Source organism: Enterococcus sp. 3H8_DIV0648, assembly GCF_002140655.1.
Taxonomy (GTDB): Bacteria; Bacillota; Bacilli; order Lactobacillales; family Enterococcaceae; genus Enterococcus_A; species Enterococcus_A hulanensis.
This window is the reverse complement of sequence record NZ_NGLG01000001.1, coordinates 1-5,319: the sequence shown is the minus strand read 5'-3', so window position 1 is coordinate 5,319 and position 5,319 is coordinate 1. Positions and strand designations below refer to the sequence as shown.

Below are 5,319 nucleotides of genomic sequence, written 5' to 3'. Positions count from 1 at the left end.
AAATCCATCGAAAAAATATTTTTGCAGAGCATTTTCACCTATAATCACCGAAAAAATAGCTTTCAAATAATTGGATCTCCGAGAAAAGAAGTCGAATGTAATCCACGATTTTGTCTGATCGATTATTTTCATGTTTCAAAACTAACATGAAAAAGTCGATCATCTATCCGGCGATTGGGCTGCTCGATCGCCATCTGGATCTTTTCAGCATAAGCCTTACCTAACTCTCGGTAAGGCTGGCGGACGCTTTTGATCTGCGGGCGAACGAACTGAGTGACCTCGCCGCCATCAAATCCAACCACCGTGATTTCTTGATCCAAAATTTTCCCACTATCATAGACAGCCTGATAGCAGCCGATCGCCACCATATCATCACAACAAAAGATCGCACTTACCTCCGAGTGGCGCAATAATTCCGTTGCCCCTTGATAGCCGCCCGCTATAGTCAACGACCGCTTTTGAATGTACTTTTCTTCTATTAATAAACCATGATCGATCAAAGCCTGATGATAAGCCTCATAACGCTCCCCCAAATGATAGTGTTCGGAATTATCCATAATCAATCCAATATTCCGATGGCCCTTGCCGATCAGCCATTTGATTGCCTGATAAACACCAGTATATTCGTCGATCTTCACGGTCCCATAGTAGCCTTCGTTCAACCCGCGGTCAGCAAAGATTACCGGTATATCCTGAAAACGTCCTTTATGAATACTGTTTTCTTCACTATAGTCATGCGGGGTGAATAGGAAGATTCCCTCCACCGCGATCCTTGCCAATTGTTCTAACAATTCTCGTTCCTTGGAAAAATCGTAGTTTGATTCGCAAATGATCAAGTAATAGCCCTGCTGCTCTACTTGATATTTGATCTCGCGTACGATCGCCGATGCGAATTGTTCTGAGAAATCCGGAACGATGACCCCGATCGTCTTTGACTTTTTGGCAATAATATTAGAAGCAAAATAATTTGGTGAATATTGCTGCTCCTCAATCACCCTTAATACTCGCTGCTTTGTTGCCTCACTAAAACGCCCACCCTTTTGATTAAGAATCTGGGAGACCGTTGTGACTGATACTCCCGCTAATTGGGCGATTTCTTTGATTGTGACCTTCATTTTTCACCTCGTTCAGCCTCTTTTTGTTTACCTTTTCTTAAGAAATATTCCGCTGATTTCGCGGATTTTTCCTGACATAATTTTCTGATTCTTTACAGCGAAGTTTCAACATTGCAAGTTTCATCAGCGCTTTCAAAATTGACCGATCTAAAATAAGGCGTCATTTCCTTATCAGAAAGCTCTTTTCAATCATTCTTAAAAGAGATTAAGTATTTCAAAAGCTCGGTTTTGAGCGCTGTTTGTTACATTTCTACATTGCTTTGTAACGTCTTGTCACTGGTTTATAACCCACGTCATGAAGATGGATGGTAAAGTATGTCTCGTAGTCGAAATGACTGATTTAAATTAAAAACTTTTTTGGAGGAATTTACATAATGAAATTTGGAAAAACTCTTGTACTTACGACTTTACTGACAGCCGGTGCGGTATTTGCACTAGGAACGAACGAAGCACACGCTGCTGAAAACTACACGGTTCAATCGGGCGACACTTTATCAAAAATCTCAATCAAATTTGCTGGCGACAACAGCTTAGTTGATTCAATCGCTGCTGAAAACAAAATTTCTAACGTAGACATGATTTTTGAAGGTCAAAACTTAACGATCGATACAGACGCTAAAGGCAATACAACAGTAGCCCCTGCTCAAGAACAAGCAGCACCCGTTCAAGCAGAACAACCAACTCAAGCGGCTGCTCCTGTTCAAGAAGCAACTCAACAAGCCGCTGCACCTGCTGCTGAAGCAACACCAGCAAGCACGAACTCAGCTAAAGAATGGATCGCACAACGCGAATCTAGCGGTTCTTACACAGCAACAAACGGTCAATACATCGGACGTTACCAACTATCTGCTTCATACTTAAACGGTGACTACTCTGCCGCTAACCAAGAACGCGTAGCTGACCAATATGTAACTTCTCGTTATGGTTCATGGGAAGGCGCTCAAGCATTCTGGCAAGCAAACGGCTGGTACTAAGTCGAAAAAGAGCTTTAAAAATCCCTCGTCTGAGGGATTTTTTTTATGCCTCTCTACAATAACTCTTTAATCACTGCAGGAAGTTCTGCAACCTTCTCCACGATTTTATCTGCCCCGGCTTCAGCCAACTCTTGGCGATCGCCAAATCCATACAAAACTCCGATACTCTGCAAATGGTTCGCTTTGGCACCTATGATATCAAACTTGCGGTCACCGATCATTACTGCAGGAGCCTTATCCAGTTGATTCAACGCATGAGCGATCACGTCTGCTTTCTTTGAGCGTTCTCCAGCTAAATCCGCTCCAAATATTCCAGTAAAATATTTTGCAAGACCAGTATTTTCTATCACCTGCTCTGCAAAAATTTCTGGCTTCGAGGTTGCGACTGCTAAACAGTAGACTGTCGATAATTCTGCCAATAACTCCTCAATCCCTGAATACACCGATAACTGTTTGATGCCTTCTTCCCCATAATACTCGCGATAGATCTCAACTGCAGCCTGAGCTTCACTTTCAGATACACCGTAAAGCTGCATCAGCGTATCGGTCAACGGCGGCCCAATAAAACTATGCAATGTCGCCTCGTCGGGAATCTCCAGACCCTTTTTTTCCAGCATATAACGAACACTATTCAAGATTCCTTCACTAGAATCGGTCAATGTTCCATCTAAATCAAACAAAACAATATTTTTCATCGTCTACCTCCTGCCTCCATCCTACTGATTCCATCAGAAAATATCAACCTAAGGCAATATTCTTGCTTAAAAAAGTTATTGCACATATACTTACTTTTAGTAAGATTTTAGGAGGAATTTATTATGGACACACAAATTCGCGGATTACATCACGTAACAGCTATGACTTCTAGTGCCGAAAAAAATTATCGCTTCTTTACCGATATTTTAGGCTTGCGAATGATCAAAAAAACCGTCAATCAAGACGATATCGAAACCTATCATTTATATTTTACCGACGACACCGGCGCTCCTGGAACAGACATGACCTTCTTCGATTTCCCGCAAATTCCCAAGGGAACAAAAGGAACGAACAGTATTTCACGGACTGGTTTTCGGGTTCCCAGCGATGCTTCATTAGACTATTGGGCACAGCGCTTTACAAATTCAGCTGTCGCTCATGGTGAAATCAAAGAACGCTTCGGGAAAAAATATCTCGAGTTTCATGATTACGATGACCAACTGTTCCAATTAGTATCAGATGAAAAAAATCAAGGTGTTGCGGCCGGTACACCATGGAAGAATTCAAACGTGCCCGCCGAACATGCAATCATCGGCTTAGGACCAACGATTGTCACAGTAGCAAAATTTGAACACTTAAAACTCGTTTTAGAAAACCTGCTGGGCTTTAAAGAAACTGCTACAGAAGGTAGTTTACATCAATTTGAGGTGGGTGAAGGCGGCAATGGTGCTACCATCCTTGTCGATGATCAGCCAGACATGCTTCCCGCGCAAGAAGGCTATGGTAATGTTCACCATTTAGCACTGCGAGTTGCAGATGATGAAGCACTGCGGGATTGGATCGAAAAAATCAATGCACTGGAATTTCCCAACTCCGGATTTGTCGATCGATTCTATTTCCAATCAGAATATTTCTTAGCCGCACCAAACGTTTTATTTGAATTAGCAACAGATGGTCCCGGCTTCTTGCAAGATGAGACTTATGACCACGCAGGAGAAATTCTTTCCTTGCCGCCTCATCTACAATCAAAACGCCAAGAAATCGAAGAATACGTTCGCCCATTCGACACCTCTGACGCCAATAAAAAACGTCAATAAGGAGAGAGCCATGCTTTTCTATTCAGCCAAAGAACTGACTACGAAGCAAAATTATAAATTTCTGACCGGCAGTATCATCCCGCGTCCAATCGCTTGGATCACCACGATCAATCAAGAAACGAACGTGGTAAATGCCGCACCTTTCAGTTATTTTAATGTCGTTGCCAAAGAATTACCCTTAGTCAGTCTTTCAATCAATCGAAACGAACAGCAAATGAAGGACACAGCTCATAATTTACTGCAGCAAAAAGAGGGCGTGATTCATCTTGTTAATGACAGCATATTAACTGAAATGAATCAGTCCTCTGCTTCTCTTCCGCCCGAGGACAGTGAATTAGCTCATAGTAACCTAACACTGATAAATAGCCAAGAAGTCGCTGTACCTGCTATTCAGGAAGCACCGATCCGCTTTGAAGTTCGACTGCATCAATATATACCGGTTAAGGACAATGCTGAGAATATCATCAGCGACTTGTTCATTTTAGAAGTTCTGAATTACTATTTTAAAGAAGAGATTTTCGATCAAGCACAAGAATACATTGATCCCATAAAATTTGATCCATTAGCGCGCTTAGCTGGCAACACATATAGCCATATCGCAAGAACACTAGATAAAAAAAGACCAAAATAAATAAGGAGCGGGCTCAACGAGCTCACTCCTTATTTTCACGTAAATCAATAATTTGTACATTTCCATCAATCATACCGCTAGGACCCTTCAGTTTGATCAACGACATGCGCGGTTCAAAAATCAAAGACATCTCATCTTCCAAATACAACTTAGAGTGTTCTTTAATAGGAATGTTGCCGATAGTACTATCAACATCTAAAGTATAATCAGAATGATCCTGTTCCTCATCTAAAACAAGCAGACGAAAACTAATATTTAATGCACAGCTGCCAGCTTTAGAATAACGCCCCACACCATCATCCAAATCTAATACAATTCGGCTACCCTGATACTTTTCAAGTCGTTTTACCAACTCATCAGATATATTTATATACATAATTCTCATCACCTCATGTAAAGCATAGCACGATTCTATTAATCAGCTAAATAGTTTGCTCACAATAAAAAAAGACAATCCATAATGAATTGTCTTTCGAACTCCGGCAGTAGGACTCGAACCTACGACATCATGATTAACAGTCATGCGCTACTACCAACTGAGCTATGCCGGAATAATTACGGCGTGGCGACGTCCTAATCTCACAAGGGACAACCCCTCACTACAATCGGCGCTAAGAAGCTTAACTTCTGTGTTCGACATGGGAACAGGTGTATCCTTCTCGCTATCGCCACCACACTACGTATTTAATTGAGTAAACTTCGTTCACTCAAAACTGGATCAGAAACAGTCAAACAACCGTGAATTCATTTTATTTTGGTTAAGTCCTCGATCGATTAGTATCAGTCCGCTCCGTACATCACTGCAC

The 5,319-nt window shown here is 41.7% G+C and carries 6 protein-coding genes, 1 tRNA gene and 1 rRNA gene; 3 read left to right on the top strand and 5 right to left on the bottom strand.

The window, feature by feature from the left end:
- Positions 1-128: 128 nt before the first annotated feature.
- Complete coding sequence (locus A5875_RS00045; protein ID WP_088931716.1) at positions 129-1,115, bottom strand: LacI family DNA-binding transcriptional regulator; 987 nt, start codon at positions 1,113-1,115, stop codon at positions 129-131.
- A gap of 374 nt (positions 1,116-1,489) precedes the next feature.
- On the opposite strand from A5875_RS00045, the gene A5875_RS00040 reads away from it, so the two are divergent.
- Entirely contained in the window at positions 1,490-2,089 is a 600-nt protein-coding gene (locus tag A5875_RS00040; protein WP_088931715.1) for a LysM peptidoglycan-binding domain-containing protein, read from the top strand.
- A 53-nt stretch (positions 2,090-2,142) separates the two neighbouring features.
- Here the strand turns inward: A5875_RS00040 and A5875_RS00035 are convergent, their stop codons facing one another.
- Positions 2,143-2,784 (bottom strand): HAD family hydrolase, encoded by a 642-nt coding sequence (locus A5875_RS00035; protein WP_088931714.1) that lies wholly within the window; start codon positions 2,782-2,784, stop codon positions 2,143-2,145.
- Positions 2,785-2,907: 123 nt separating this feature from the next.
- Here A5875_RS00035 and A5875_RS00030 point away from each other — a divergent pair, with 123 nt between their 5' ends.
- The gene (locus tag A5875_RS00030; RefSeq protein WP_088931713.1) at positions 2,908-3,882 is read left to right on the top strand and encodes a ring-cleaving dioxygenase; all 975 of its coding nucleotides are present in this window, start codon (positions 2,908-2,910) and stop codon (positions 3,880-3,882) included.
- Between the two features lie 10 nt (positions 3,883-3,892).
- Complete coding sequence (locus A5875_RS00025) at positions 3,893-4,513, top strand: flavin reductase family protein (RefSeq protein WP_088931712.1); 621 nt, start codon at positions 3,893-3,895, stop codon at positions 4,511-4,513.
- A 22-nt stretch (positions 4,514-4,535) separates the two neighbouring features.
- Here the strand turns inward: A5875_RS00025 and A5875_RS00020 are convergent, their stop codons facing one another.
- The 3 genes from A5875_RS00020 to rrf all read right to left on the bottom strand — a co-directional run bounded on the left by A5875_RS00020 (position 4,536) and on the right by rrf (position 5,189).
- Complete coding sequence (locus tag A5875_RS00020; RefSeq protein WP_088931711.1) at positions 4,536-4,889, bottom strand: iron-sulfur cluster biosynthesis family protein; 354 nt, start codon at positions 4,887-4,889, stop codon at positions 4,536-4,538.
- 101 nt (positions 4,890-4,990) lie between these two features.
- A tRNA-Asn gene (locus A5875_RS00015) sits at positions 4,991-5,064 on the bottom strand.
- A 9-nt stretch (positions 5,065-5,073) separates the two neighbouring features.
- Positions 5,074-5,189 (bottom strand): 5S ribosomal RNA (gene rrf / locus A5875_RS00010).
- Positions 5,190-5,319: the final 130 nt, after the last annotated feature.